Annotated in this window: 23 protein-coding genes; 13 read left to right on the top strand and 10 right to left on the bottom strand. The window is 63.2% G+C overall.

Annotation, left to right across the window (positions count from 1 at the left end; genetic code table 11):
• Window positions 1–176: 176 nt before the first annotated feature.
• Window positions 177–968, bottom strand: coding sequence for a hypothetical protein (locus OJ996_RS12895; protein ID WP_264514010.1), 792 nt, complete (start codon window positions 966–968; stop codon window positions 177–179).
• A gap of 66 nt (window positions 969–1,034) precedes the next feature.
• Here OJ996_RS12895 and OJ996_RS12890 point away from each other — a divergent pair, with 66 nt between their 5' ends.
• The 4 genes from OJ996_RS12890 to OJ996_RS12880 all read left to right on the top strand — a co-directional run bounded on the left by OJ996_RS12890 (window position 1,035) and on the right by OJ996_RS12880 (window position 6,289).
• Complete coding sequence (locus OJ996_RS12890) at window positions 1,035–4,274, top strand: S41 family peptidase (protein ID WP_264514009.1); 3,240 nt, start codon at window positions 1,035–1,037, stop codon at window positions 4,272–4,274.
• A gap of 12 nt (window positions 4,275–4,286) precedes the next feature.
• Complete coding sequence (locus tag OJ996_RS26570) at window positions 4,287–4,676, top strand: DUF4279 domain-containing protein (protein ID WP_425605562.1); 390 nt, start codon at window positions 4,287–4,289, stop codon at window positions 4,674–4,676.
• On the top strand, window positions 4,663–5,946 hold the full coding sequence (locus OJ996_RS12885) for a hypothetical protein (RefSeq protein ID WP_264514008.1): 1,284 nt from the start codon (window positions 4,663–4,665) through the stop codon (window positions 5,944–5,946). Before OJ996_RS26570 ends, OJ996_RS12885 begins: the two co-directional genes overlap by 14 nt.
• A gap of 61 nt (window positions 5,947–6,007) precedes the next feature.
• Window positions 6,008–6,289: a hypothetical protein gene (locus OJ996_RS12880; protein WP_264514007.1), complete on the top strand. Its 282-nt coding sequence runs from the start codon at window positions 6,008–6,010 to the stop codon at window positions 6,287–6,289.
• A 455-nt stretch (window positions 6,290–6,744) separates the two neighbouring features.
• Here the strand turns inward: OJ996_RS12880 and OJ996_RS12875 are convergent, their stop codons facing one another.
• From OJ996_RS12875 to OJ996_RS12865, 3 genes are all read right to left on the bottom strand, one after another.
• Window positions 6,745–8,034, bottom strand: a complete 1,290-nt coding sequence (locus OJ996_RS12875; RefSeq protein WP_264514006.1) for an aminopeptidase P N-terminal domain-containing protein — start codon at window positions 8,032–8,034, stop codon at window positions 6,745–6,747.
• Window positions 8,035–8,219: 185 nt separating this feature from the next.
• Entirely contained in the window at window positions 8,220–9,074 is an 855-nt protein-coding gene (locus OJ996_RS12870) for an NAD(+)/NADH kinase (RefSeq protein ID WP_264514005.1), read from the bottom strand.
• A 172-nt stretch (window positions 9,075–9,246) separates the two neighbouring features.
• Window positions 9,247–9,975 (bottom strand): TlyA family RNA methyltransferase, encoded by a 729-nt coding sequence (locus tag OJ996_RS12865; RefSeq protein ID WP_264514004.1) that lies wholly within the window; start codon window positions 9,973–9,975, stop codon window positions 9,247–9,249.
• Between the two features lie 110 nt (window positions 9,976–10,085).
• On the opposite strand from OJ996_RS12865, the gene OJ996_RS12860 reads away from it, so the two are divergent.
• The gene (locus OJ996_RS12860; RefSeq protein WP_264514003.1) at window positions 10,086–11,153 is read left to right on the top strand and encodes a 3-deoxy-7-phosphoheptulonate synthase; all 1,068 of its coding nucleotides are present in this window, start codon (window positions 10,086–10,088) and stop codon (window positions 11,151–11,153) included.
• Between the two features lie 87 nt (window positions 11,154–11,240).
• On the opposite strand, the gene OJ996_RS12855 is transcribed toward OJ996_RS12860, so the two are convergent.
• Window positions 11,241–11,858: an OmpH/Skp family outer membrane protein gene (locus OJ996_RS12855; protein ID WP_264514001.1), complete on the bottom strand. Its 618-nt coding sequence runs from the start codon at window positions 11,856–11,858 to the stop codon at window positions 11,241–11,243.
• Window positions 11,859–12,004: 146 nt separating this feature from the next.
• Between OJ996_RS12855 and OJ996_RS12850 the strand changes: the two genes are divergently transcribed.
• Entirely contained in the window at window positions 12,005–13,270 is a 1,266-nt protein-coding gene (locus OJ996_RS12850) for a hypothetical protein (protein WP_264514000.1), read from the top strand.
• A gap of 3 nt (window positions 13,271–13,273) precedes the next feature.
• On the opposite strand, the gene OJ996_RS12845 is transcribed toward OJ996_RS12850, so the two are convergent.
• Both OJ996_RS12845 and OJ996_RS12840 read right to left on the bottom strand, forming a co-directional pair.
• Window positions 13,274–14,101 carry a CHAD domain-containing protein gene (locus tag OJ996_RS12845; protein ID WP_264513999.1) on the bottom strand — a complete coding sequence of 276 codons (828 nt, stop codon included), beginning with the start codon at window positions 14,099–14,101 and terminating at the stop codon, window positions 13,274–13,276.
• Between the two features lie 67 nt (window positions 14,102–14,168).
• Window positions 14,169–14,750: a hypothetical protein gene (locus tag OJ996_RS12840; RefSeq protein WP_264513998.1), complete on the bottom strand. Its 582-nt coding sequence runs from the start codon at window positions 14,748–14,750 to the stop codon at window positions 14,169–14,171.
• Between the two features lie 166 nt (window positions 14,751–14,916).
• On the opposite strand from OJ996_RS12840, the gene nagA reads away from it, so the two are divergent.
• Window positions 14,917–16,053 (top strand): N-acetylglucosamine-6-phosphate deacetylase, encoded by a 1,137-nt coding sequence (nagA, locus tag OJ996_RS12835; protein WP_264513997.1) that lies wholly within the window; start codon window positions 14,917–14,919, stop codon window positions 16,051–16,053.
• Between the two features lie 11 nt (window positions 16,054–16,064).
• Here the strand turns inward: nagA and OJ996_RS12830 are convergent, their stop codons facing one another.
• The 3 genes from OJ996_RS12830 to OJ996_RS12820 are packed head-to-tail and all read right to left on the bottom strand — an operon-like array spanning window position 16,065 to window position 18,332.
• On the bottom strand, window positions 16,065–17,528 hold the full coding sequence (locus OJ996_RS12830) for a hypothetical protein (RefSeq protein WP_264513996.1): 1,464 nt from the start codon (window positions 17,526–17,528) through the stop codon (window positions 16,065–16,067).
• Entirely contained in the window at window positions 17,528–17,824 is a 297-nt protein-coding gene (locus OJ996_RS12825; RefSeq protein WP_264513995.1) for a hypothetical protein, read from the bottom strand. Before OJ996_RS12825 ends, OJ996_RS12830 begins: the two co-directional genes overlap by 1 nt.
• Window positions 17,811–18,332 carry an RNA polymerase sigma factor gene (locus OJ996_RS12820; RefSeq protein WP_264513994.1) on the bottom strand — a complete coding sequence of 174 codons (522 nt, stop codon included), beginning with the start codon at window positions 18,330–18,332 and terminating at the stop codon, window positions 17,811–17,813. Before OJ996_RS12820 ends, OJ996_RS12825 begins: the two co-directional genes overlap by 14 nt.
• 160 nt (window positions 18,333–18,492) lie before the next feature.
• Between OJ996_RS12820 and OJ996_RS12815 the strand changes: the two genes are divergently transcribed.
• Genes OJ996_RS12815 through OJ996_RS12790 form a run of 6 tightly spaced genes read left to right on the top strand, consistent with a single transcriptional unit; the run spans window position 18,493 to window position 23,821 of the window.
• Entirely contained in the window at window positions 18,493–19,470 is a 978-nt protein-coding gene (locus tag OJ996_RS12815; protein ID WP_345783787.1) for an AAA family ATPase, read from the top strand.
• A gap of 41 nt (window positions 19,471–19,511) precedes the next feature.
• A complete protein-coding gene (locus tag OJ996_RS12810; protein WP_264513991.1) occupies window positions 19,512–20,375 on the top strand; it encodes a DUF58 domain-containing protein in 864 nt (287 codons plus the stop codon).
• The gene (locus tag OJ996_RS12805) at window positions 20,372–21,142 is read left to right on the top strand and encodes a hypothetical protein (RefSeq protein ID WP_264513990.1); all 771 of its coding nucleotides are present in this window, start codon (window positions 20,372–20,374) and stop codon (window positions 21,140–21,142) included. The genes OJ996_RS12810 and OJ996_RS12805 overlap by 4 nt, the downstream gene beginning before the upstream one ends.
• A 6-nt stretch (window positions 21,143–21,148) precedes the next feature.
• A complete protein-coding gene (locus OJ996_RS12800) occupies window positions 21,149–22,063 on the top strand; it encodes a vWA domain-containing protein (protein WP_264513989.1) in 915 nt (304 codons plus the stop codon).
• Window positions 22,057–23,079, top strand: coding sequence for a vWA domain-containing protein (locus OJ996_RS12795; protein WP_264513988.1), 1,023 nt, complete (start codon window positions 22,057–22,059; stop codon window positions 23,077–23,079). Before OJ996_RS12800 ends, OJ996_RS12795 begins: the two co-directional genes overlap by 7 nt.
• A gap of 34 nt (window positions 23,080–23,113) precedes the next feature.
• Window positions 23,114–23,821, top strand: a complete 708-nt coding sequence (locus OJ996_RS12790; protein ID WP_264513987.1) for a tetratricopeptide repeat protein — start codon at window positions 23,114–23,116, stop codon at window positions 23,819–23,821.
• Window positions 23,822–23,904 lie beyond the last annotated feature (83 nt).

Below are 23,904 nucleotides of genomic sequence, written 5' to 3'. Positions count from 1 at the left end.
AAGGGTCGCGAGGTCAACCTAAAATGCTGTTTTAGCAACACTTGAGATGAGATCACGGCGATTCATGGTGCCGGGGAGCATGCGCCGATCACCCGCTTTCCACAGAATCGGTAAAGCCGATGCAAACATCGGTTCTATCGATGATAGGTCCAGCCCGCCACCCAAGCAGGGCTGACTCAGAGTTCGTGGGGGATCACCCAAGCATCGAGCCACTCGACGCCTTCCAGTTTCCAGCCCCGATCAAGAAGCTTATCGCGCAGGGTCGGCAGGTGGCCGGAGCCGTAGAAGATGCACAGATTCCGCTTTCCGGCCGCGAGCTGGCGCTCGAGGACATCAAGGGCGATGCGCTCCCGCTCCACCACATCGACCTGATAGTCCGCCTTACCGCCGGGGAATTTCTGCGCGGAAGCATGAACGCTCACGGCGGAGGCGCGCTGAACTTTCGAGACGCCCCAGTCGATGATTCGAAGCCGCATCATCACCACGGCTTCGTTGCCGGGCTCACTCGTCCTGTCGCCGAGCCCGTGCTGCTTGCGGGCGGCAGCGTATGCGGCGTTGGTGAAGTCGGCATGGACGATATTGGGACGACCGTAATCGATCTCCTCGCCTTGGAAGGACATCCGGAAATCCTGGTGAACCAAACTCCTGAAGCCCTCGGATCCCGGGCTGCCCTTTTTCCTTTTGCCCGGATCGCCCACGCCCTCGACCAGCACCGCATCATAGTCACGAAAGCGGCGGTTGAGAGCCTGGTAGTAGGACTTGTCCCCGATATGCACCGCGCCGACGAGATCGACCCTGCGGCCCGCGTCATCGTTCAGAATATACACTGGTGTCTGCAGCTTCGCAGGTGGCCCCGGAAGATAGCGCGAGTTCTCCGAACGGTGCGACCGGTCGATGCTGGAGCAGGCGGGCAGCAGGATGGCGAGCGCCAGAGCGATCAAACCGGGGCGGAGGCGCTGGAAAATCATCATGGGAAGCGCTGATGGAGCGCTCCTACTATTGCGGTGGGGGGCGCTTTCTTGCAAGCGTGCGGCATGCTGAATCGCCGTGCTCTTCTTCTCCTGCTGGCTCTAACATCGGGTGCGCTGGCCGCGCCGGGATTCTACCGCCACCCGGCGATCCACGCGGAGACGGTGGTTTTCACTGCTGAGGGCGACTTGTGGAAGGTGCCTGCGGCGGGCGGTGCGGCGCAGCGGCTGAGCTCGCACCCCGGCGTGGAGTTCGCGGCGACGATTTCTCCCGAAGGCACGCAGGTGGCCTTTTCCGCACAATATGAGGGACCGCAGGAGGTCTATGTGATGCCGCTGGCCGGCGGCCTGCCAAAGCGGCTGACCTGGTATGGCGAGGGTGCCATTCCGGTGGGGTGGACCCGCGATGGCAAGGTGCTCTGCAGCACGCGCGCGCACTCGACGCTGCCGAACGAGCAGCTTGTGGCGATCGATCCGAGCAGCGGGGTGGAAACCCTGCTGCCACTGGCGCAGGCGAGCGAGGGCGCGACGGACGACACCGGCAAGCGGCTCTTCTTCACCCGCCTGCCCTTCCAAGGCAGCAGCACGAAACGCTACGAGGGCGGCACGGTTCAGAATCTCTGGCGCTACGATGAAGGCACGCCGGAGGCGCAGCCGCTGCTGGGCGACTATCGCGGCACCTCCAAGAACCCGATGTGGTGGGAGGGGCGCGTGTACTTCCTCTGCGACCAATCCGGCACGATGAACCTGTGGTCGATGACGCCGGAAGGCGCGGATCGCAAGCAGCTCACGAAGCACGACGGCTTCGACGTGCGGAACGGAGAGCTGAGCCAAGGCCGAGTGGTCTATCAGCAGGCGGGCTCGGTGCGAATCTACGACCTGAAGGACGGCAGCGACCGCGAGATCGCGATCACCCTGCCCTCGGACTTCGACCAGATGCGCGACCGCTGGGTGAAGAAGCCCTTCGACTATCTCACCAACTTCAGCGTCTCGCCGGATGGTGACCGGCTGGTGCTGACGGCACGCGGCAGCGTCTTCGTGGCGCCGACCAAACCGGGCGGTCGCCTGGTGGAGGTGCCGCGCAAGCCGGGCGTGCGCTATCGCGAAGCGCGCTTCCTGCCGGATGGCAAATCGCTGGTCGCGCAGACGGACGAGACCGGCGAGATCGAGATGGTGAAGCTGCCCGCGAACGGCGTGGGCGAGTCCGAACTGCTCACGCAGGACGGCACGATCTTCCGCTTCGCACCGATCCCCTCCCCCGATGGCAAGCGGGTGGCCTGGCAGGACAAGAATCTGGAGCTGTGGGTGCGAGATCTGGAGGCGAAGCAGACGGTAAAGATCAGCACCTCGCCGAGCCGCGGTTTCGATGACCTCGTGTGGTCGCCGGATAGCAAGTGGCTGGCCTTCGTGGAGCCGACCGCGAACACCTTCCGCAAGATCCGGCTCTATCACGTGACGGACGGCAAGATCATCGATGCCACCACCGAGCGCACCCTGAGCGGCTCGCCGGCATGGTCGGCGGATGGCAAGTGGCTCTACTTCCTGAGCGACCGCACACTGAAGTCGCTGGTCAAATCGCCGTGGGGACCGCGGCAGCCGGAGCCTTTCTTCACGGAGAGCACGCGGATCTACGCACTGGCGCTGCAGAAGAACGGGCGCTTCCCCTTCACCCCGCCGGACGAACTGACGGTGGATGAGAAGAAGCCGGAGACCAACGGCGAGAAGAAGGAGGAGCCGAAGCCACCGGTGACCGAGGTGAAGATCGAGGAGGAAGGCCTGGCGGATCGCCTCTACGAGGTGCCCGGGATCTCCGGCAATCTCTGGGAGCTGGTGGCGACGCCGAAGCACCTGCTCTTCATGATGCAGGCCCCGGGCCACGAGACGAAACCACGGCTGATGCGTCTGGATATCGGGCACGAGGATCCGAAGCCGAAGCTGCTAATGGATGATCCGAACGGCTGGGAGCTTTCGCTGGATGGCAAGAAGCTGGCGCTGCGCAAGGGCGAGAGCTTCCACGTGGTGGATGTGGCGGGCGAGGCCCCGGCGAAGCTGGAGAAGGCGGTGCCGCTGGGTGGCTGGACCTTCGAGCTCGATCCGCGCGAGGAGTGGCGGCAGATCTACCGCGAGTCTTGGCGGATGCTGCGCGACTTCTTCTACGACCCGAAGATGCACGGGCTGGATTGGGTGGCGGTGCGAGAGAAGTATGCGCCGCTGGTGGAGCGGGTGGCGGACCGTGCGGACCTGAGCGACATCATGCACGAGATGTCCAGCGAGCTGAGCGCGCTGCACATCTACGTGCGCTTCGGCGACCTGCGCGAGGGACCGGACTCGATCCAGCCCTCGCTGCTCGGCGGACGCTTCTCGCGCGATGCGGTCTCCGGCGGCTGGAAGGTGGAGGAGGTCTATGCGACCGATCCGGACTATCCCGGCGAGAAAAGCCCCCTCGCCCGCCCCGGGGTGGCGATCAAGAAGGGCGATGTGATCGTGGCGATCAACGGTCGCGACCTGCGACCGCTGGCGCATCCGCAGGAGCTGTTAGAGCAGAAGGCGGGGCAGCAGGTGCTGCTCGATGTGCTGGCGCAGGAAGGCGGGGTGCGTCGGAACGTGCTGGTGCGCCCGCTGGCTCCGGAGCAGGCGGCGGATCTGCGTTATTCCTCGTGGGAGTATAGCCGCCGCTTGGAAACGGAACGGCTGGGTCACGGGCGGATCGGTTATGTTCATCTGCGCGCGATGGGGCCGGAGAGCATCATTGAATGGGCGCGGGAATTCTATCCGGTGTTCGACCGTCAGGGTTTGATCATCGATGTGCGCCACAACCGCGGCGGGAACACGGATTCGTGGATCCTCGGGCGCTTGCTGCGGAAGGCGTGGTTCCATTGGTCGCCGCGGGCGGGACAGAGTTACTCGAACATGCAGTACGCTTTCCGCGGGCATGTGACGGTGCTGTGCAACGAGTGGACGGCGAGCGATGGCGAGGCGTTCTCGGAAGGCTTCCGCCGCCTCGGTATCGGCAAGGTCATCGGCACACGGACTTGGGGCGGGCAGATCTGGCTGAACACCCAGCGATGGCTGGTGGATAACGGCATGTGCACCGCGGCGGAAATCGGGGTGTATGGGCCGGAGGGTCAGTGGCTCATTGAAGGCACGGGCATTCAGCCGGATGAGGTGGTCGATAACACGCCGCGGGAGACTTTTGATGGGAAAGACGCGCAGCTAGAGGCGGCGGTGAAGCATTTGCAGGATTTGATCGCGAAGGATCCGCGGCCGGTGCCGGAAGCTCCGGAGCGGCCGGATAAGACGAAGTGACGAAGGAGTTACATGGCGGATTCCCTACAGATCCATTTCGAGTTCTTCGGTGACGGGCTCGATCCCGATGAGATCACCGCGTTTACAGGAGTTCTTCCGTCGAGCACTCGTCGGAAGAGCTCCCCCAACAACACGTCCAGTTGGTCGCTCTCGAGTGAGAATCCATCGACGGAGGGATCCTTTACCGAAGCAATCGAGGAGTTCATGCGGACCCTCTATCCGCATGTGGAGAAGTTCCGGCTCGTTTCGGAGCGGCCGGGGATCTCATGCGGGCTTGCGCTATGGTGGACTGTCGATTCCGATCAAGAGCCAAGGCCCGCGATGCGGCTTGGAGTCGAAGCGATTGCGTTTCTTGGCGCGGTGAAGGCGTCTCTCGACCTTGATGGCTATGAACGGTTATAAGAGCATTGCAGCAGCGACAGGAGTAGCCGCAATTCTAGGAGTGGCTGCCTATTTCTCCCTCAACAGGCAGGGCTCAGAATCTCCGAGCAAGGGCGGAGGAATATCCTCAGTCAGCCCAACAGAGAACGTAGTCCCGGCAAATCCCGCCCAAACTAAACGAACCCGCAAGCGGCTTGATAATCCGAGTCCCGCTGAAGCGGAGAAGGAACTACGGCGTCTAGCAGGCTCCGCCGCATACGACGGCGACTTCGATAATGTTCAGGTTCTCCATGAGATTCGGAGACTCAAGCGACTGGTCAACGCGTTGGACCTCGAGGCTGTCCGTAGGTTGCGAGAGGATTCCTCCCTACTTGAGAAGTCAGGAATGAAAGGAGAAGGCTTCTCGGAAGCGAAAGCCATTCTCTCCTTGCTGGACCGGCGGTATGGGCTGCTCGCTCCGGAGGAAGTATTAACCAAGGAGCTTTACCAAAGCTTCCAAAGCCAGACCGAGAAGTCTCGACGATACGGCGAGATGCTTGAGGGGGTTGCACAATCGGATCCCGTGGCCTCGCTCCGTTTTTGGAAAAAGCACTTGAAGGGCCGGTCCGGTGAGGAACAGGAGCTACTCTCGCCGGGGAATAACATCCTAACCCTGATCCGTGGAGCCACCGAAGGAGATTCAAGTGGCACGTGGGATATGATCCAGCAGTTGGAATGCGAGGTTCCACGTTCGCATCTGGAACTGAACTACTTCAGAGCCCTCCCTGCCGGAACGAATTGGGAGGAAGTCCGCGAGCATCTTGCTCAATCCGAGTCGGGGATTTTGAAGGACGGAACGCTATCACTCGCAGCAAGCGCTTTCGTATCGTCGTGGGCAAAGCATGATCCCACCGCTGCGATCTCATGGCTGGACCAGATCCACAAGTCGCTCCCGGGCTCAGAAATCAAAAGTGACTCCGGACATCCGAGTCTATCCAGCGGCTATGCCGCCGCTCTACATCCATGGATGATCGAAGATCCGGAAGCTTCCCTTCGTTGGCTCAAAGAATGGCAGCCAGCCCATTTCGGGAAGAGCGAGATCGTCCAAGAAATGATTCAAGAAGGAGTCGGCCCCTTGGAAAAGGATCTCCTCGCCATGATTGAAGATGCAAATGAGGTTCAAGAGATTGTCCTGTCGCTTGCGGAACGCGCACGTTACCGGGAAAGAATCGATCAGCTTCTCGAACTTGATGCAGTCTCGGAGCAGACGCGTGAACAACTGCGGTCAAGAAGGGAGCAGATTGCCCCGTAGGATGCTCACGTGTAGACAGCTTGAACCGGAACCACGGCTAACTTTGAAGAAGATCCTTCTCATGATCTCGATCGGCTGTCTGGCGACCGGATTCGTCGGTGCCATGAGCCTCTATATGGTGAGCCCCCCCGAGGCGAACTTGCTACGTCGATTGGTGAGCGAAGAGTCTACGGATCTCGATCGGAACGGTCCGCGATTTGCCGCGGAGTTGGCTCAGGCGGCGGACTATCAGTCCAGGGAGCTGGAGCGACTGCGGCGGGTCATCACACTTTCCTCGACCGCATCGATGGCGATGGGTTGGGCGGGGATCATTTGTTTCTTGGTGTCGCGCAAGAAGGGGTGACACGAGACGATGCTCTTTCGCCCCTGCCGGGGCTTGGGGTATTTGGCGGACTTTACCGGTGGCTTACGCGCACCGGCTAATATCTGTCGCCCCTGCCGGGGCTGGAGAGTGATTCGGACCTTGGCCCTAGAAGATGTTAGGGCGAGTCCGGATGTGGCTGGGTGAAGACGGAGCGCCAGAAGCCGGACCGCTCGGAGGGCGGGTCCCTGCCTTTTGAGATTCCTTGAGGGGCGGAGCGCGCCGTGCACGAGGCGTCCCTGTAGGACGCGACATGGCGGGGTGAAGGCTTGGAGCAAATAGAGTGCGACACATCGGGCCGAGCGCGTGCTATCAGCCCTGATGATGCATCAAGAGTCACAGGTGCTTCTGCGGGCCAGAGCTTGTCCGAGAAAGGAAGAAGGTTCGTCTCGGACCACTCCGCAAAGCCGGAGTTCCGCGCTCCCAGGGGATGAGCCTCACTTATTCATCAGCTCCTCGATCTCGTCGGCTTCGATGGGGATGTCGGCCATGAGGTCGAAGTTGCTCTTCGGTCCGATGACGACGTCGTTCTCGATGCGGATGCCAAGACCTTCCTCGCGGATGTAGATGCCGGGCTCGATGGTGAAGACCATGCCTTCGGCGAAGGGTTCGTGCGGCGGGGCGACGTCGTGGACATCAAGGCCCATGTGGTGGGAAGTACCATGCATGAAGTACTTCTTCACGAGGGCTTTGTCCGGGCCTTGCTCCTTGGCTTCCTTCGCGCTGATGAGGCCGAGGTTCACGAGCTCCGCTTCCATGAGCTCGATGACCTGCTTCTGATACTCCATCGGCGTGTTGCCGGGGCGGAGGATCTCGTTCGCGCCGCGGAAGACGCGGAGGACGGAATTGTACACGTCCCGCTGGCGCTCGGTGAAGCGCCCGTTGACGGGGATGGTGCGGGTGAGGTCGGAGGCCCAGCCGGCATACTCGGCGGCCACGTCTAACAAGAGCATGTCGCCGTCCTGGCAGACCTTGTCGTTGTCGATGTAGTGAAGGACGCAGGCGTTCTTCCCGCTGCCGATGATGGGGGTGTAGGCGAAACCGCGGGAGCCGCGGCGCACGAACTCGTGCAGGAGCTCGGCCTCGACCTCCCACTCGCCGACGCCGGGCTTCACAAAGCCGAGCAGGCGGCGGAAGCCAGCCTCGGTGATTTTGCAGGCCTTCTGGATGATATCGACTTCCACCGGGTCCTTCGTGATGCGGAGGCGGTGCATGAGCGGCGCGAGGCGCTCGTAGCGGTGCAGCGGGTAGCGGGCCTGGCACTTCTTGATGAAGCGGTCGTTCGCGGTCTCCGTGACGGTGGTGGCGCGAAGATGCTCGTTCGTGGCGAGGTAGATGTGATCGGCCTGCGGGACGAGGCGGTGGATCCAGGACTCGAAGGAGCTGAACCACTCGACGCGGTCGATGCCGGTGTTCGTCTTGGCCTGATCCTTGGTGAGCTTCTCGCCTTCCCAGATGGCGATGTGCTCGCTGGTCTCCTTCACGAAGAGGATCTCGCGCTCCTTCGGGTCCTTCGCGTCCGGCATGAGGACGAGGACGGTGTCTTCCTGATCGACGCCGGTGAGGTAGAAGAGGTCGGCGTTCTGCTTGAAGGGCATGGTCCCGTCCGCATTGGTCGGGAAGATGTCATTGGCGAGGACGATGACGATGCTGTTCGGCTGGAGCAGGGCGCGGAGCTTTTCCCGGTTGCGGACGAAGAGCTGCGGGTCGATCGGATCGTAACGCATGGGCAGCACTCCAGCGGATGCCCCGGCGGGCGGCAATGGGATTTCCGCGACGGGCGGAAAAGAGGGTGGATGCTGCGGAATCGGCGGCGGGGGCGGTCAAGCGAGCGGAGAGGTGGGAGCGAAGAGCCCAGAGCTAAAGAAGAGGACATTCTAGCTCCCTGCTCTCCGCTGACCGCTCCAAGCTCTCAACCGCCGCGCCAGTTGAGCTTTTGGCGGAGGGCGGCGTAGAAGGAGTGGCCTTGGAGGCGGAGGAGATTGAGGGCGTGGCCGGCCTTGCGGACCTGGATGCGGTCGCCGTGGTGGATGGTGACGATGTCGCGGCCATCGACGGTGAAGATCATGGGCGCTTCATCGGCATTCTCCGGGGTGAGCTCGACGAGGGCGTCATCCCCGATGATGAGGGAACGCTGGCTGAGGGTGTGCGGGCAGATGGGGGTGATGACGGTGGCTGCGGCACCGGGGCTGATGAGCGGCCCGCCGGCGGAGAGCGAGTAGGCCGTGGAGCCGGTGGGGGTGGCGACGATGAGGCCGTCCGCGCGGTAGTGGTTCAGAAGCTCGCCATCGACATAGGCAGAGAGGGAGACGAGGCGGCCGGTCTGACCGCGGGCGAGGACGACTTCATTCAGCGCGTGGTAGTGGCTCTGCGAGCCATCCGCCGCGATGACGGTGGCGGTGAGGAGGCTGCGGCGGCTGGTCTTGTAGCTGCCGCTGATGAGGGCCTCCGCGAAGGGCTCGATCTCGTCATCGGTGCAGCTGGTGAGGAAGCCGAGGGTGCCGATATTGATGCCGGCGATGGTTTTTTCGGTGGGGCCGAGCTTGGCGACGGCATTGAGCATGGTGCCATCCCCGCCGAGGACGGCGATGACCTCGCAGGCGGCGGCGAGGGCGGGGCCATCAAGGCCGCCGGGCTGGCCCATGAAGTCGGCGGATTCGTCATCGAGAAGGGTGGCGATGCCGCGTGCGGCAAGGACGGAGCTCAGGCGCTCGATGGTGGCGCGAGCCTCGGGCTTGCCGGTATTGGCGATGATGCCGACCTTCATGACCGCCCTTCTAACGGCGGAATCGGGTTCCGGCAAGAGGTGTCGATTCCAAGGGAGGGACAAAGGATGAGCTGGGGGGCTGAGGGCGCGGTTGCTGCTGGTTGCGGGGGCTGGTCGGTTTGGTGGGCGGTAAGGGTGGCTTCATCGGCACAGGGGACTGTGCGGACTACTTTTAGGCGAGCCAGGCGAGGAACTCGCGGTTGCCGTCGGTGCCGGTGATGGGGGAATCGATGAGGCCCTTCCACTCGCGGCCGAGTTCTTCCGTGATGAAGATGCGGATCTTCTCCACGGCGCGGTCGTGGAGGGCGGGGTCGCGGACGATGCCGCCCTTGCCGATGTCTTCCCGCTCCAGCTCGAACTGGGGCTTGATGAGGCAGACGATGGAGCCGCCCTCCTCCAGCACGCCGAAGGCAGCGGGGAGGATCTTGGTGAGGGAGATGAAGGAGAGGTCCATGACGATGAGGCGGACCTTCTCGCCGAGGGTGGAGACTTCCAGTCCGCGGGCGTTGAACTGCTCCTTCACGATGACGCGGGGGTCGGTGCGGAGCTTGTAGGCGAGCTGGTTGGTGCCGACGTCGATGGCGTGGACCTTGGCCGCGCCGTGCTGGAGGAGGCAGTCCGTGAAGCCGCCGGTGGAGGCGCCGATATCGAGGCAGGTCCAGCTCTGCGGGGAGATGCCGAAGGCGGCGAGGGCGCCCTCCATCTTCAGGCCGCCGCGGCCGACGTATTTCGGTTTCTCCTTGATATCCAGCGGGGCATCCTCCGGAAATTTGGTGCTAGGCTTGTCCACGAGCCGGTCGCCGCTGCGGACTTCCCCGGCCAAAATGAGGCGCTTGGCCTGCTCGCGGGACTCGCAGAGTCCGCGGGCGACGAGGAGGGCATCGGCTCGCTCTTTCTTCATCCGGCGGGAAGTAAGGATCCTCCTGCTCCCCCCGGGCAAGGCCGGAGTGGGTTAAATCCCTCGCTACTCGCTACTTGCTACTCGCTACTTCTTCCCCTATCCCCCCGCGCGTGACCCGCCACCGCACCGACGACCTGCGCATCTCCGGACTGAATCCCCTGATCTCCCCGGCGATCCTGAACTATTTCCTGCCGGTGAGCGAGGAAGCCTCCGAGCTGGTGGCCGCGGCGCGGGCCCAGTGCGATGCGATCCTGAAGGGTGAAGACGACCGCCTGCTGGTGATCGTGGGCCCCTGCTCGATCCACGATCCGGAAGCGGCGCTGGAATACGGCAAGCTGATCAAGGCGGAGGCCGAGCGGCTGAAGGAAGACCTCTTCGTGGTGATGCGGGTCTACTTCGAGAAGCCGCGCACGACGGTGGGCTGGAAGGGCCTGATCAACGATCCGAAGCTGGACGATTCCTTCGACATCAACCACGGCCTGCGGGTCGCGCGCGGGCTGCTGCTGGAACTGGCGAACATGGGCGTGCCGGCCGGGACGGAGTTCCTCGATACGATTTCCCCGCAGTACATTGCGGACCTTATCGCCTGGGGTGCCATCGGTGCCCGCACGACGGAGAGCCAGGTGCATCGTGAGCTGGCCTCCGGGCTGTCGATGCCGGTGGGCTTCAAGAACGGCACGGGCGGCTCGATCCAGATCGCACTGGATGCGATCCAGTCCTCCTCGCGACCGCACCATTTTCTGTCCGTTACGAAGCAGGGCGTGTCCGCGATCGTTTCGACGACGGGGAACGACAGCTGCCACATCATCCTGCGCGGCGGGAAGAGCGGGCCGAACTACGAGAAGGAGCCGGTGGCCGAGGTGGAGAAGATGCTGCGCGAGCAGAAGCTGCCGCCGCACGTGATGATCGACTGCTCCCACGGCAACTCGATGAAGGACTACCGCAACCAGCCGCTGGTGGCGAATGCCCTCTGCAAGCAGATCGAGGAAGGCTCCAAGACGGTGGTGGCGACCATGGTGGAATCCAACCTGGTGGAAGGAAACCAGAAGCTGGTGCCGGATCTGAGCAAGCTGACCCGCGGGCAGTCCGTGACGGACGCGTGCATCGGCTGGGACGACACGGTATCCGTGCTGGACCGCTTCGCCGAGGCGGTGCGGGCGCGGCGTGCGCTGGCCTGATCGGCGGGTGCGAACAAGCCGGAAAGGAAAAGCGCCCCATCCCGGAAGGATGCGGCGCTTTGAAATTTACGGGGATAAGGGCTGTGATTACTCGCCTTCCTTCTTTTCGGGCTCGGCGGCATCAGGTCCGGGAACGCCATCGTTGATCGACTTGAGCAGAACCTCGGTGATGTCGGTGGCGTCCTTGGTGTAGAGGAGGATCGGCACCTGCGAGGTGCTGACACCGGCCTTGTCGAGAACGTAGTCGTAGCCTTCGGATTCGGCGTGCTTCTGCACCTTGTCGCGGATTTCACCGAGGATGGTCTTCAGATCGACCATGATCTGCTCCTTCACGGCGCGGTCCTTGCGCTTCATGAAGTCTTCGAGTTCTGCCTGCAGGCTCTGGAGTTCCTGGCCCTTGAGCTGGCGGGAATTCATCAGCTCGCGGCGCTTGTTCTCCGCGATGGACGGATCGTCGATCTGCTTCTTCATGCCCTCCAGGCTCTTCGCAAGCTCCTGGAGATGTTTCATGCGCTCCTCACCGTCCGCCTTCACCCGGGCGATGTCCTTCTCCATCTTCGCCTTGGTGGTCTTGGTGCGGTTGTACTCTTGGGTGAGAGCCTGCATGTCCACGGTCGCGATCTTCAGGCGGGCCTCCTCTTGGGCGCGTGAGATTCCGCCGGAAAAAACGGCGAGGGCGAGCAAGGGGGCGATGAGTTGTTTCATGGATTCCGTGCGGACGATGCCGATGGGTAGCACCGGGACGGCGGATGGGAAATCCTTTTCGCGGGCATCCTGCCGGGGTAAATTCTCCGTAAAGCGGGCGGCCCGATCTTGCCCGGGCTTCCGAGATGCGATCATGGTGGGATGTTATGAAAACGTTTACCGCTCTACTCCTTTTGGCGGCGCAGGCCTCCGCCTACACTCTCCATGAATGGGGCACCTTCACCACCGTGTCCGGTTCGGACGGCGTGCTGCTGACCGGCTTGGAGCGGGAGGAATCCCCCCTCCCCCACTTCGCGCACTCCCATCTGGGCCTGGCGAACGGGAATGTCTCGATGGAAAACGGCTTTGGAAAAGGAATGAACCGCCCGGTCGCGGGGGTGACGGTGAAGATGGAGACCCCGGTGATTTACTTCCACTCCGACAAGGCCTTCGACGCCACGGTGAAGGTGGGTTTTGCGGGCGGGACGATCAGCCAGTGGTATCCCCAGCGCAGCGGCGGAGAGGTGCTGCCGGTGCCACCGCCCACAACGGAGGAGCTGACCTACGAACAGCGGCAGGAACGGATGCGGATCGATTTCTCCAAGGGCTGGAAGGGCTCGATCGAATGGAAGGCGCGGGTGCTTTCCCCGGCTGAATCGCGGGCGGCTATCCTCTTCAAACCGGGTGAAACCCAGCACTGGACCCAGCCGCGGGTGCCGGAAGCGAACGTGGTGCAGGTGGGCAAGGAGAAGGAAGGCTTCCTCTTCTACCGGGGAATCGGGAACTTCGACCCGGGCCTGAAGCTCACCGTGGGCGGCGATGATACCCTCAAGCTCTCGAACCAGACCGGCAGCGCGATCCCTTTCCTCTTCGTCTACGAGAAGCAACTCGGCTCCTACACCCGCTGGAAGACGCTGAAGAGCGGGCTGAAAGCCGATGAAACCGGCGAGGTGCAGCTGGAGGACTTCACCGTGCGCCACAGTAATCCCGAGCAACCGGATGCCGCAGAGTTGTTCGGCCACGGCGAGTTCAATGAGGAGGTCTATCGCGACATGGTGGCGGGGCTGACTGCCACCGGACTGCTGGAGAGCGAGGCGAAGGCGATGGTGGAAACGTGGTGGACCAGCTACTTCGGCGCCAATGGCCTGCGGGTCTTCTGGGTGGTGCCGGAGGCTAAGACCGCCGCGATCCTGCCGCTGGAAGTCTCCCCCGCCCCGGACAAGCAGGTGCGCGTGATCGTGGGCCGCAGCGAGGTCCTGCGCCCGGCCAAGGAGCAGGAGTATCTGGCCATGTCACGCAGCACGGAGGAGCAGAAGAAGCTCACTTGGCAGCATGTGACGGCCACTGATCGCTTCGGCATGGCTTACCAGAAGCGGGTGGCGGCACTGGCCGGAGCCGAGGCACCGAAGGCTACCGCTGCCGCGACACGTTAAGCGTCAGTCCTTCCCCTTACCCGTGAGGGCCGGGAGCAGGTCCTTGCGGATAAGGGAGATGGAGCGGCGGCGGATCTTTTCTTGCCGCTTGCGGAGGACCTTCCACGGGGTCTTCGCGGTGGCCGGAGAAAAGCCGCGGGACTCCAGCCAGACGGCCAGAACTTCGAGATCGTTCTCGTCGCCCAAATTCCCGGCAAGCTTCTCGGTTTCCTCTTGGGCGGGAACGGCGAGGGAAGCGGCGACGATCGAAAGGCCGCCGAGCCACGCCTTGGCGGCTTTGCGGCAATCGTGGAAATCCTCGTTGGTCACGCGATCAAGAGCCTTCTTCAGGCGGCGCTTGAGCCGGCGGCGGAGCAGGGCGGCGCCCTTCGCAGCCTTGACGGCGACCTCCGCGTCCGACTGGGATTCGATGCGGGCTTTCACCTGCTTCACGGCGGCAAGGGACCACTCGGTCACCCCCGCCGGCGGCTTGCGAATGGAGGCATCCGCCTCCAGATCAAGGAGATCGCGGATGGCGGTTTCCACGGCCCCGGAGGCAGTGGAGTCGACCCCGAGCGAGCGCCATGTTTTTGCCCGGACCATGGAATCCCGGGAACCGCCGAGCATGCGGCCTATCACCGCGATCCAGCGGATACAGGGCTTCGGCTCGCCAACCATGGCTAGGGCGCCGCGCAGGCGCTTGCCCAGCTTCCGCAGCTGATGGATCTCCTCCGCGACCTTGCCGTGGGAATCCACGAGCCCGTGGAGCCGCCTCTCCATTTCATCGCAGGCAGCCAACAAGGCTGCGCGGGCACCGGAGAATACGGCCTCGGAGTCGGAGGATGCGGACATGGGCGAAGAAGCCTAGCAGGCCCGCGCCGTCTGTCAGTCAATCTCCGGTGACGATTTTCGGGACCACTCAGAATGAGACACTTCCGAACCAGCGGGCGACATCCGCGGTTGCGTCGTCACCATGTTCGGCGACAAGGCGGTAGTAGCCCTTGCGGCCGTCCGAGGCCTTGAGTGAGAAGCCCTCCGTGCTGAAGTAGGCACCATCCGCGCCGCCAGAGGCGGACTCTTGGAACCAACGGACATTCTCCCCGAGGATCGTCACCTGACGCCACTCCTGCTCCTGCTCGTACCCGGTCAGGGTATCGCGGACCATCTTCTCGCCGCCGAATTTCGGCGGTTCGGAGAGCTTCGGCAGGGGTTTGACCATGCCGTGGATCATCAGACGGGTGAAGGGTTTCTTGGGGTCGGCATAGGTGAGCAGATATCCTCCCTCGCCGTCGCGGCGGATCTTGGGATTGCCCCAGACCTGCTCCAGCCCCTTGGCGCGAAGGACCGGCATCGTAACCCCGAGAAGGTCCGGACTATCCTGAAGCGTGCCGAAGCGGTCGCCGGTGGCCTTTTCCCATGCTTCGATGCGGCCCCCGCCGCAGCCGGTGAGCGCAAAGACGAAGGAGGTCAGGCCGAGAGGTTTCCAGAGCTTCCGAAGCATGCCACCACCCATAGCTGCAACCCGGCTCCTGCCAAGTCCGGGATCGCGGGTGCCATTTGGGGCCCAGATGACACGCAAACACTGCGCGTTTCCGCAAAAATCCCGGCTGGCCAAAAGATCCGCTGCGAAGCTAGAGGTTCTCACCCGTATCTCTCCCGTCTAACACATGCGCACGCTCATCCACAATGCCCGGGTGGTGTCTCCGGACCTCGATCTCCCCAATGCCGCCGTGCTGATCGAAGACGGTCGGATCGCCGCGATCATCGAGGGCAACAACCTGCCAACCGCGGATGAGAAGATCAACGCGCACTCACGGTTCCTGATGCCGGGTTTCATCGATATCCACAGCCACGGTGCCGATGGTGCCGACGTCTGCGATGATTCGCTGGAAGCACTCGAACACATCGGCAAGCGCAAGTTGCAGGAGGGGGTGACCACCTGGCTACCGACGACACTGACGCTGCCGAAGGAGCGGCTGAAGTCCGTGGCCGGGAAGATCGCGAAGTACGCGGCGGAAGCGAAGTTCACGCGCTGCCCCGGGATGCATGTGGAAGGCCCCTTCATCAACAAGGAGCGTGCCGGAGCGCAGAACCCGCAGTTCGTGCGCGCACCGGACTTCGCCGAGTTGGAAGACCTGCACGAGATCATGCCGGCTTCGATCCTCTCGCTCGCGCCGGAGATGAAGGGAGCGATCGAACTGATCAAGGGGAGCCGGGCGCTGGGGATCACCTGCTCCGCCGCGCATACCGCCGCGACCGCGGCTCAGATCTTCGCGGCCTGCGACGCGGGCCTCACCCATCTCACCCACTATGGCAATGCCATGACGCCGCTGCACCATCGCGAGATCGGCGTGGTGGGTGCGGGGATGGTGGATGAGCGGCTGATGATCGAATTGATCACGGATGGCATCCACCTCTCGCCGGACATGCTGCGACTGGTCTTCACTACCATCCCGATCGAGCGGCTGATGATGATCACCGATTCGATGGCGGCCTCCTGGATGGAAAATGGCGAGACCTCATTAGGCGGCTTGGCCGTGACGGTGGAAGATGGCGTGGCCCGTCTGAAGGAAGGCGGTGCACTGGCCGGATCCGCGCTCAAGATGAACGAAGGGCTGAGGAACTTGGCACACATCACCGGGCTGCCGCTCGCCGAGTTGACCAAGGTGTGCTCCTGGAACCAAGCGCGCTCGCTGGGCTGGGAAGGCTTTGGCAAGATCGTGCGCGGCTACCATGCGGATCTCGTGCTGCTGGACGATGACTTCAGCGTCTCGAAGACCTTCGTAGGCGGGGAGGAACGCTAAAAGCCGCGGTCTTACCAGACCCAATCGTCCTGCGTCTTGTCGCTCTTCATGGGAGCGGAGACGCCCCCGCCATCGATCCCGTCCGGACCGAGGGAGTAGAGACGAAAGGCATCGTCCTTCACGAAGTATCGGAACAGCACGCCATGGAAGGGGTCGGTCGCCACTTCGGAATCAATGGCGTCCAAGGATTCCGGGTAAATGCCGTGCTGGAGCTTGTATTTCTCCAAGGCACAAGCCGCGAGAGCCAAGCGGATCTCCACGGTGCCGTGAGCGGCGGCTTCCAATCCAAAGGCGCCAACCGGGAAGGATGATGCCAGTTTCCCCGGACCCCACCGCTGCTCCGCCTGACGACGGAGATCTTGCGCCGCGCTCCACCAATCCTTACCCAAACGGAGGGAGGAGATCGCTGAAGACGATTGCTGCGTGGTTTCCAAGATCACGGCTTCGCTGAGATCGAAGAATCCGTCCGGAAGCCAGTGGGGCCTGCTCTCCAGCAACCATTCTAACAGATCACCGCCTTCGTAGTCTTCAAGTATCGCCCGCGGGTCGCCCAGTTGACCCGGTTGAGGCGCGGACTTCAGGCGCTCCACCGCATGCACCATCAGAATTTCGCTCCTGATCGCGCGTTCCATGGTCCGCCGGATATCGAAGCGCCTGAGGGCCGCCTCGATCCGATCCAAGTCGGCAGCGGTCCAGCGATGCTCCCTGATGCCGCGCTCCAAAGGCATGAGAGCCGTGCGAATTCCCACTGCTTGCATCAGGCCGGACACGAACATCCCGCGAGAGCCCATCGCCTCGGAGAGGCGCAAGATCATCTCGATGCTCTCCGCAGCCTTGGCCGAATCACCGGTTTCCAGAGCCGCTTCCGCCCGCAAGGCTAGGCCTTGGCTTACCGATCGCAGCCTCATTCCGAATGCTTCGGAGAGACTTGGCAGCGTGGAGGCATCGCCGGAAAACGCAGCAGGCAGGAACGGTCGCCGTGCATAGGGCAAAGCAAACCCAGCCCGAAGCTCTTCAAGAACCGTGCCATGCCGGCGATCATACTCCGCCAGGAAGCTTTCCGCCGTTTTCCCGTAAGGACTGTCATCGGGAAAGCGGGAGAACTTCGCGGTTCTCGGGTTACCACGCCTCGACTTGAAAAAAACGGACCCAAAGACGGTATCCCCGAAAGATTCATAGATGCCGCGGGGGCTGGAGGGTGAAGCCGGGACATTCGGACGGAATTGTTCGTAGGCGTCCTCCCACTGTTTGAAGATACCCTGCCGCGCAAAATTCTGCTCGGGCGGAGGCATGTCCTTGGAGAAATCCTCCAGATTCAAAGACAGCCCAGCATGGGTCGCGGCCGCGACGGCGAGACGCTTGCGCGATGCTGCCCACCAGTTGAACCACATCCACGCCAGCACCAGCAGGGACAGGCAGCCGACCGACACCCGCACCGAGATGCGGAACCATTTCTTCGCCAAGAGTCGTTTCATCATATGTTCTCCGGTTGGTAGGCGAGAACATTGTCCCGGATCTCCGGCAGGTTCTGCGGCGGCAGCAGGACAGGAGGACCGGGAAGCTCCGTCTCCGGGGTGGAGAAGTAGATCGCGGCACTCGCGGCCCAACAGGCGGCAAGACCTAACAGGAAGGGTTTCGTGAACAGCGGAGGGACCGGCTTGGGCAACAGCAGTGCCTTCCATTCCGCGGGCGGACGACGCAGCTCCATGCCGAGGAGTTCACGTTCGAAATCGCTGTCGCCACCGCTGTTCATGGGATCAAAGCTCTTCATATACGGGACGCAGGAGTGCGCGGAGTTTGTCTAAGCCGTAGCGGTATCTGCTGGCGGCGGTGTTCGGCGGGATGCTGCAGATGCGGGCGATCTCATCGAAGGTGCGCTCTTCCCAGAGCTTCAAGACCACGACCTCGCGCTGTTCTTCTGGAAGACCGGTCAGGGCCTGTTCCAGTTGGAGACGGAAAGCTTCCCGATCCGGGTCCGGGCATCGCTCGAAGAGTTGTTCCGCGGCGGTCACGGTATGTCCGTGCCTGACCTTGTCGCGGCGCAGGCGGTCGAGCGCGCCATGCCGGACCATCCGCAGCAGATAGGCGCGTTCGTCCGAGATATTCGCATCCTTCAATCGTCCCTCGGCGAGTTTCAGAAACACGTCCTGCAGAACATCCCGAACCGAGCCTTCATCGCGCAGCAGGGCCAGCCCGAGACGGTACATGGCCGTCACATGCTCATCGTGGATCCGCTCCAGATCCGCTGCTGTCAGTCCGCGCTTCGCGCCGCCCATCATGACCCGGACGCATGGCGGGGGAAGATTTGTCTAAGTCCGCTCATTTTGTCGGAACATGGTATGGACTTCATCGAATCTTCATCCGGTTTTGCAGGGTTTTTACAGACAAAGACGTGCACATGCGGCACTGAGTTAAGACGTTATCGACCCGGTCTCACCTATGAGCAGCGTGCACACCCCCATCTCGGAAACAGCGGAGTATCTTCAAGCGATCCGGCAGCGCGTGGGCACCATCGTGGTGGGCCAGGACGTGGTGGTGGAGCGGATGCTTATCGCCCTGCTGACCAGCGGCCACCTTCTTCTGGAGGGCATGCCGGGACTTGCGAAGACCCTGCTGGTGAACACATTGGCGCGGGCGATGCACCTGAACTTCCGGCGCATCCAGTTCACGATTGATCTGCTGCCCTCGGACATCATCGGCTCCGAGATCCTGGACGAGCGCACGGGCTCCTTCCGCACCCACAAGGGCCCCGCTTTTACCAATCTCCTGCTCGCGGACGAAATCAACCGAGCCGCGCCCAAGGTGCAGGGCGCCCTGCTGGAAGCGATGCAGGAGCGCAAGGTTACGATTGGTGCCGAGTCCATGCCGCTGCCCACGCCTTTCCTCGTAATCGCGACGCAGAACCCGATCGAACAGAGCGGCACCTTCGAGCTGCCGGAAGCACAGCTCGACCGCTTCATGCTCTGCCACCGACTGGGCTACCCAACCGCGCTGGAGGAGGAGGAAATCCTGCGCCGCAACCTGAAGCTGGGCGTGAAGCGCGAAGGCGCGGGTGCGGTGGCGCGGACCGAATTCGACATGATCAAGGAGGAGGCAATCGGCAGCGAAGCCGACCTGATCGCCGCGATGGAAGCGGCAAACCATGTCCACGTGAGCGACGTTTTCCTCAAGCACGTGGTGGACGTGGTGGAGAGAACCCGCAAGCACCCCGAACTGGAGCTCGGGTGTTCGCCGCGCGCCGGGATCTCGCTGCTGAAAGGATCCCGCGCCCGGGCCCTGCTCCACGGTCGCGACTATGTGGTGCCGGAAGACCTCTTCGCCCTCGCGGAGGATGTGATGCTGCACCGCATCCGCCTGACCTACGAGGCGCTGGCCGAAGGCAAGACGGCGGCGGCGGTGCTGCGGGGTTATCCTTGAAGAATCGGTTTCCTAATCGGACCCAACCGTTCCCCCTACCCATGGAAACCACGCTTCACCACTGCGAGCCGCTGGATAGCCGGCAGTTCATGCTGGCGGTGAAGCGTCTCGCCGACAGCCTGAGCTACGGCACGGATCGCAGCCCTTTCTTGGGACAGGGGATCGAGTATGTGCAGTCGCGTCGCTACGAGCCCGGCGATCCGGTGAAGTCGATGGACTGGCGGATCACGGCACGAACCGGCAAGGCGCACGTGAAGCAATTCGAGACGCCGAAGCAAATGCCGGTGTGGCTGGTGGTGGATACCTCGGCCTCGATGGCGCTGGCCTCCCATCCACCAGGCAAATACGGGCTGGCCCTGCAGGTGGCGGGCGGGATCGCCCTCGCATCCTTGGACCGGGTGAGCCCGGTGGGGGTGATCGGTGCCGGTGGACGCGACCTCGTGGTGCAACCGAGCCTCTCCCGCGATGTGCTGCTGCAGTGGCTCCATGCGCTGCGCACCTATCGTTTTGACGAGCCGACGACCTTGGGCCAACGCCTGGTCGCCCTCGAACCTTCGCTCACGCAGCGCTCGCTGCTAATCGTGCTGAGTGACTTCCATGATCCGGATGCGCTAGGCGCGCTGAAGCTGGTGGGAGCACGGCATGATTGCATCTGCCTGATCTTCCGCGATCCGGCGGAGGACCAGCTCAAGGGAGCAGGTCTCTTCCGGGCCCGGGAGGTGGAGTCGGGACGTGAACTGGTGACCCACGGGAGAAAGCTTCTCTCTACCACCGACGCCTTGCTGGCCTCTCTGAAACAGGCCTCGCTCGACCACTTCCTGATCCGCCCGGGTGAACCCTTCCTCGGTCGTCTCCGCCATTTCCTCCGCGCCCGCGGGGGCGTCTCACGCCGCAACCGCCAATGATCCGACTCCTGCTGGGACTGCTGCTCGCTCTCGCCCCGCTTCACGCGGCGGAGGAATCCGTGCCGACCCAACGGGTAGGCCAGCCGCTGCGGATCGACGATATCTACATCCCCGGCGGCGAAGTGAAGGCGAAGCCGAGGCGGGATCGCAAGCAGCCGCTGGTTGTCCGGGTGATGGAAGTGAGGCCGGCCAAAGATGGCGGGCGCTACTTTTTCGAGGTCCAAGGTCTGGAAGCCGGGCGGCACAATCTGGCCGAGTATCTGGAAGCTCCGGAGGGAACGGTGATTCCCGAGATACCGCTGGAAACCACGGGCGAACTGGCCGCAGGACTCGTGCGGCCGCATGCCACGGAAAAAGGCGAGCTGCCGGTGCTGGGCGGCTATCGCACGAAGATGATCACGATCGCCTCTCTCTGGGGTGCGGGACTCATCGGGATCCTTCTATGGAGGAAGAAGAAGTCCGCGGCGACGGGCGAGGACTTCGCCAGCGGGCCCACCATGGCGGAGCGATTGCGCCCCTTGGTCGGCGCGGCCTCCAAGGGCGAACTTTCCACCGAGGAGCGGGCCAAGCTCGAGCGGCTGGTAATCGGCCACTGGCGCGAGAAGCGCAGCGACATCGCGGTGCTGCCACCCGCCGAGGCCATGGTGAAGCTCCGCACCGATCCCGAGGCCGCACCGCTGGTACTCGCACTGGAACGCTGGCTGCATGCTCCCACGGGTAGCACGCCGCCGAACGACATCGAACAGCTTCTCGCCCCCTACGCCTGAAACGAAATGACCTTTGCCCATCCATGGCTGCTTGCCTTGCTGCTGATCCCGGCGGTGCTGGCGGTATTCCTGTGGAAGCAGGGCGGACGGAAGGTGCCCCTGCCCTTCGACCACCAGCCGCTGAAGCGGGCCCGACTGCTGGGCTTCATGCTACGCTGCACGACGATTCTGCCGGTGCTTCTGCTGGCGGTGGCGATCGCGATCCTGGCGGGGCCGCGGCGCTTCGAGCAGCCACGGAGCGAGCGGGAGATGACGAACATCCTTTTCTGTTTGGATGTGTCCGGCTCGATGATGGCGCAGTTCGGTTCGACCACGCGCTACGATGCCGCGATGGAAGCGGTGAACGACTTCATCTCCTTCCGCAAGGGTGATGCCTTCGGCCTGATGGTCTTCGGCAGCAGCGTGCTCAACTGGGTGCCGCTGACCAACGATGTGTCCGCCTTCAAGTGCGCACCGCCCTTCCTGCGGCCGGAGAAGATCTACCACATCGGCGGCGGCACGATGATCGGCATGGCTCTGCGCGAAGCGGAGAAGAACCTGCTCTACAGTTCGACCGGTGACCGCATGATCGTGCTCTTCACCGACGGCGAAAGCTACGACCTGAGCGATGGCAAGGATGTCGAAATTGCGAACAGCCTGAAGGCCAACGGCATCAAAGTCTACGATGTCCACGTGGCGGAAGGCGGGGCACCGGAGTCGGTGGGCGTGATCGCCTCGATCACCGGTGGCGAGGTCTTCAATGCCGGTGACCCGGCCGCTCTCAAGGCGATCTTCGCGAGGATCGACGAGATGCAGAAGGCACCGCTGAAGCGCGTGACGCCGGATCCGATCGACTTCTTCGAGCCCTTCGCGATCGCCGGACTGAGCATCGGCGGGCTGTATCTGCTCACCCTCTTCGGACTGCGACACACGCCATGGTGACCACCCCGCTGCTACTGGCTCTCGCCGCGCTCGTGCTCGCCACGGGAGCGGAGTGGATTCACGCCGGGAGGGTCCGCAGCGTGGCCGCACTCGCCTTCGGTCCGGGGAGGAAAGCATCCCCGGTGGGGAGGCTGGCGCCTTTCATCCGAGTGCTCGCCTTGGCCATGCTGGTTTGGGGCGTGGCGACCCTGCTGCTTCTGGAACCGGTCGCGCACCGGTCCACAGTGAAGGAGGTGGAGGCAAAGGAGCGCCAGCATCTGCTGCTTGTTCTGGATGTCTCCCCCAGCATGCGTCTGCGCGATGCGGGAGCCGGAGGCAAGGAGAGCCGCATGGACCGTGCCCGCGCCATCCTCGAATCGATCATCGCCCGCACCGCCCATGACAAGCTCCACACCACCGTGGTGGCGGTTTACAACGGGGCCAAGCCGGTCGTGGAGGAGACCCGGGATCTGGAGATTATCCACAACATCATGGATAACCAGATGATGCATCAGGCCTTCGAATCAGGGAAAACCAAGCTGCTCGACGGACTGGCCGAGGCCGCGAACATCGCGAAGAAATGGCCTGCTGGATCCGCCACGCTGGTCCTGATCAGCGACGGTGATTCGGTGCCCGCTTCCGGCATGCCCAAGATGCCGCCATCGATCGGCGGCGTGCTGGTGGCCGGTGTCGGCGACCCATTGAAGGGTACGTTCATCGATGGCCACCACTCGCGGCAGGACGGCTCGACGCTCCGCCAGATCGCGACGCGGCTCGGCGGCGAATATCACGACGGCAATGCCAAGCTGGTGCCCACCGCGATGCTGCAGCGCCTCGGCACCCTGGCGGTAGACGGCAAGGCGCGGCTTCCCGGCCAGCGCGAACTGGCGATGGCACTGACCACCTTGGGGGCATCACTGCTCGCGGGCCTGCCGCTGCTGCTGCACTTCGCCGGGTCCACCTGGCAGCCCGGCCCCAAGCGCGCCGTTACAAAGAAGATTTCCCGGTCCCCACAACTCACCGCTTCCATTCACTGACAAATTTGTACAACTTCCGACTTAATCTACTGCCATGAAGATCCTTGTGCTCACCTTGTGGTGCCTCGTCCCGGTCGGCCTGCTGGCCTATCACTACGGACCGGGCCAGGAGCAAATGGTGCTCGATCAAAGCGCCGCGCTGCTTGATGGCGCGAAGTCCAAGGCCGCTTCCGGCGACCTCTCCGGAGCCATCGCCGGTTACGAAGAGACCTTGGCCAAACTGCCGAAGGACAAGCTGGCCGAAGCCCGTCGGATCCGCCTCGAGTTGGCGAAGGCGCGCATGGAGAACTCCGAGCTGCCCAAGGCACGTGAAGAGCTCGCCGCGCTGGCCGACGAGCTCGCGCAGGATCCGAATGCCCATGCCGGTCTGCGAGATGAAACGCTCTCCGCACTGGCCAGCTCGCGCTTCTACATGACCTACCTCATGAAGCTCGAGGGCCTGCCCGACAGTGAATGGGAGCCGGAAATCGAGGCGGCGCGGCAGGAGCAAAAGCTTCTGGTCCAGCGTGCCAGCGAAGCCGGTGACAGCGCTGCAGCGAAAAAGCACGGCGATGATCTGGAAGCCTCCATCAAGCTCGCCCGCATGGAGCCGGAAGAGCTCTACGGACAGGCGATTCCGAAGCAGTGCAACTGCTGCTCCGGCAAGTGTGCTTCGAACAAGCCCGGCACGAAGCCGAGCCAGAAGCCTAAGGATGGCCGCGGCGCCGGTGCCGGTGCTCCCGCAGATGGCGAAGGCTCCTGAAGCCACTCGTCCTGTCCGTAACCGCGGCTTCACTGCGGTTTGATATCCGGGTCATCCGACCCCTTCGTTTGTCGTGCCTTTTT

Source organism: Luteolibacter rhizosphaerae (assembly GCF_025950095.1).
Lineage (GTDB): Bacteria > Verrucomicrobiota > Verrucomicrobiia > Verrucomicrobiales > Akkermansiaceae > Haloferula > Haloferula rhizosphaerae.
Note: the sequence above shows the minus strand (reverse complement) of the source record. Positions and strands in the feature narration are given on the sequence as shown.